Source organism: Streptomyces sp. NPDC054961 (assembly GCF_053609145.1).
In genome coordinates, this window is the sequence record NZ_JBSGWY010000099.1 from 1 (window position 1) to 3,332 (window position 3,332).

Here is a 3,332-nt window from a genome sequence, read left to right on the forward strand (position 1 = left end):
CTCTTCACCAAGCCGGCCGAGTACCCCACCGACGTCTACGTGCTCCCCAAGCACCTCGACGAGAAGGTGGCCCGCCTCCACCTCGACGCCCTCGGCGTCAAGCTCACCACCCTCCGCAAGGAGCAGGCCGACTACATCGGCGTCAAGGTCGAAGGCCCGTACAAGCCCGACCACTACCGCTACTGATCCCCACCCGGCAGTAGCGCCGGCACGTCACGCAGGCCCCCGGCAGAGATGCCGGGGGCCTGCCCCGTACCCGCACCGACCCAAGGACCCCGCCCGATGCCCCGCGGCCGCTACTCGCTCCACGACCCGCACGACCACACCCCCCTCGGCGAGGAGCACTTCCACTGCGCCCCGGGCCCCTCGGGCTGGCGCTACGTCTCCCAGCTCGTCGCCCCCGACGGCGGACACCGCGGCTCCGTGGACCTCGCCCTCGACGAGCTCGGCCGGCCCATCCGCCTCGAGGTCAACGCCTTCAGCTGGCAGGTCCGCGGCGCCGCCATCGACGGGGTCACCTGGGTGCGGACCGACCCCCTCGGAGCCGAAGCCACCGAGGGCAACGTCCGGGCCCCCGGCTTCACCGGCACCTCACCGGCCTTCCTGATCGCCACGGCCCGCCTGCTCCGCCTCGACCCGGGCGCCCCCGCCACGCGCGTCCGCCTCGTCGCCCTGACCGACCCGGTCCTGGCCCCGCGTACGGTCGACCAGGCATGGGCCCTGCTGCGCCGCGAGGAGCACGCCACCGACAACGGCCCGCTCGTCGTCGACGCCTACCAGGTCAGCGCCCTGGACACCGGCGAGGTCCACACGGTCCACATCGCCGGGGACGTGGTCCTCTCGGCCCCCGGCATCGAACTCGAACACCTGGAAACCCCGCCGTCCACCTTCGCGCAGTAGCTCAGGCGGGCGGAGCGAACCCGGTGGCCCGCGGCGTCCGCCCGGCTCCGGGTACGGGCGCGAGCGCCCCGGCCGGCGCCACCGGCGCCACCGGCGCGACGACGGGCGGCGCGGCGGGCGCGACGACGGGCATGGCCGGCATCCCGCCGTAGGGCACGGCACCCGGCGCCGGCTGCTGCGGCTGCGCGTGCGCCACCTGTCGCCCCGCGACGCCGGTACGGGAGAAGGCCCGCGCGGCATCCCGCGACTGCCGCTCGTGCACCACCGCCATCAAGAACGCGGCGGCCGGCACCCCGGCCGGGGCGGGAGCCCCCGTACGCGCCACCAGATCGTCCGCGAGCCGGGCCGCCATCGTGGCGCCCACCTGCGGATCCAGCTGGTTCATCCGGGTCAGGTACTGGCGGATCGCCAGCCACAGGCCGTCCGGCACCGCCGACAGGTCCATCCCGCCGAACCTCCCGGCCAGCCACGGCGGCGGCGGCGGGACCGGCATCACCCGCGCCCCCGGCACCCGCTCCCGGATGACCAGGGTCCCCGCGAAGACGTCGCCGAGGCGCCGCCCCCGCTCCGACACCAGCGACGCGATGCACGCCACCGCCCCGAAGAAGACCAGCAGCTCGATGACCCCGAGGGCGCCCCGCACCAGCGCGTGCCGGAAACGGATCGGCCCGCCGTCATCGCGCACCACGCGCAGCCCGCAGGCGAGCTTGCCCAGCGACCGCCCGTGGCTCAGCGTCTCCACGGCGATCGGCACGCCGACGAGGACGAGCAGGAACGAGGACACGGCCACGGCCGCCTGGGCCGCGTCGTCCAGCGAGGCGGTGGCGAAGGCCAGCCCGAGCGTGATGAGCAGATACCCGGCCATGTACACGGCCAGGTCGAGCAGGATCGCCAGCGCCCGGCTCGGCAGCCTCGCCGGACGGAGCCCCAGGACGACCGCGTCCCCCGTCACCAGATCGTTCACCGATGTACTCACCCTTCACGTGACCTGCCCCGCCCCTTTGCCGCCCAGTCTGCCAAGCTGACGGCGCAAGCAAGAGGAAACCAGGGGCAGGGGAGCGCCAAGCGCATGGATCTCGACGTCTTTGTGGCAGCCCACCAGGCGGAATGGGCTCGTCTGGAACAGCTCCTGGGCCGCGGCCGCAAGCTCACGGGCGCCGAGGCCGACGAACTCGTCGCGCTCTACCAGTGCACCTCCACCCACCTCTCCCTCATCCAGTCCAGCACCCCCGACCCCATGCTCACGGGCCGCCTGACCCAGCTCATCGCCCGCGCCCGCGCCACCGTGACGGGCGCCCGCCGCAGCGGCTGGCGCGACGCGGCCCGCTTCTTCACCGCCGGCTTCCCGGCCGCCGTCTACCTCAGCCGCCGCTGGTGGATCCCCACGACGGTGATCTCGATCGCCGTCGGCGTGCTCATCGGCTGGTGGATAGCCACCCACCCGGAGATCCAGGGCGCCATCGGGGCCCCGGACGACCTCAAGGCGATGACGAAGCCGGGCGGCGAGTACGAGACGTACTACTCCAGCCACCCCGCCGCCTCGTTCGCGGCCCAGGTCTGGACGAACAACGCCCAGGCCGCCGCGATGTGCCTGGTCCTGGGCGCCTTCCTGGGCCTGCCGGTGCTGTACATCCTGTGGCTGAACATGCTGAACCTGGGCGTCGCCATCGGCCTGATGTCCTCGGCCGACCGCCTCGACGTCTTCCTCGGCCTGATCCTCCCGCACGGCCTGCTCGAACTCACGGCCGTCTTCGTCGCCGCCGGTACGGGGCTGCGCCTGGGCTGGACGGTCATCGACCCGGGCCACCGCACCCGCCGCGTGGCCCTCGCCGAACAGGGCCGCGCCGCCCTGGGCATGGCCCTGGGCCTGGCCCTGGTCCTCTTCGTCTCGGGCCTGATCGAGGGCTTCGTCACCCCCTCCGGCCTGCCCACCTGGGCCCGCATCGGCATCGGCGTGGCCGCCGAGGCGGCCTTCCTGCTCTACGTCTACGTCCTGGGCGGCCGGGCGGCCCGCGCCGGCGAGGTGGGCGACGTGGAGCCCGCCGACCAGGCGGCGACGCTCCCTACCGCCGCGTGATGTGCGGACGAGCCGTCTGAGCTGCTAGTCTCCTCGTCGTCCCGCAAAGACTGTTGACACGGTCGGCGCGGGGAGGTAGATTCGAACGGTTGCCTCGAACTGGACAAGTTCGGCAGCGATGGTTTAAAGTCTCTCTAGCCCCCAGGAATTGAATTCCAAGAGGGCACAGTCGACTCTCCATTCAGAGATCCGAAGCCGGGAAATCCGGTGGAAAACTTCTGATAGAGTCGGAATCGCCGGAAAGGGAAACGCGAAAGCGAGAACCTGGAAAGCAAAACCCGCTGACTGGGAATCGGACACGAAAGAGTCTGATAGAGTCGGAAACACAAGAACGAAGGAAGCGCCCGGAGGAAAG

The 3,332-nt window shown here is 72.1% G+C and carries 4 protein-coding genes; 3 read left to right on the forward strand and 1 reads right to left on the reverse strand.

Translation table 11 applies throughout. The features are described from left to right. Together ACWF9Z_RS36580 and ACWF9Z_RS36585 are read left to right on the forward strand one after the other, a co-directional pair. A partial coding sequence (locus tag ACWF9Z_RS36580) for an adenosylhomocysteinase (RefSeq protein ID WP_453609928.1) occupies positions 1-186 on the forward strand: 186 nt, incomplete at its 5' end. 96 nt (positions 187-282) lie between these two features. Then, entirely contained in the window at positions 283-900 is a 618-nt protein-coding gene (locus ACWF9Z_RS36585; RefSeq protein ID WP_453609929.1) for a hypothetical protein, read from the forward strand. Position 901: 1 nt separating this feature from the next. Here ACWF9Z_RS36585 and ACWF9Z_RS36590 read toward each other — a convergent pair whose 3' ends face one another. Next, complete coding sequence (locus tag ACWF9Z_RS36590) at positions 902-1,864, reverse strand: RDD family protein (protein WP_453609930.1); 963 nt, start codon at positions 1,862-1,864, stop codon at positions 902-904. Between the two features lie 105 nt (positions 1,865-1,969). Here ACWF9Z_RS36590 and ACWF9Z_RS36595 point away from each other — a divergent pair, with 105 nt between their 5' ends. Further along, positions 1,970-2,977, forward strand: coding sequence for a stage II sporulation protein M (locus ACWF9Z_RS36595; protein ID WP_453609931.1), 1,008 nt, complete (start codon positions 1,970-1,972; stop codon positions 2,975-2,977). The last annotated feature ends 355 nt before the right edge of the window (positions 2,978-3,332 follow it).

Coding starts and splice junctions, on each gene's coding strand:
- ACWF9Z_RS36585 (WP_453609929.1), top strand. CDS start 283: ATGCCCCGCGGCCGCTACTCGCTCCACGACCCGCACGACCACACCCCC.
- ACWF9Z_RS36595 (WP_453609931.1), top strand. CDS start 1,970: ATGGATCTCGACGTCTTTGTGGCAGCCCACCAGGCGGAATGGGCTCGT.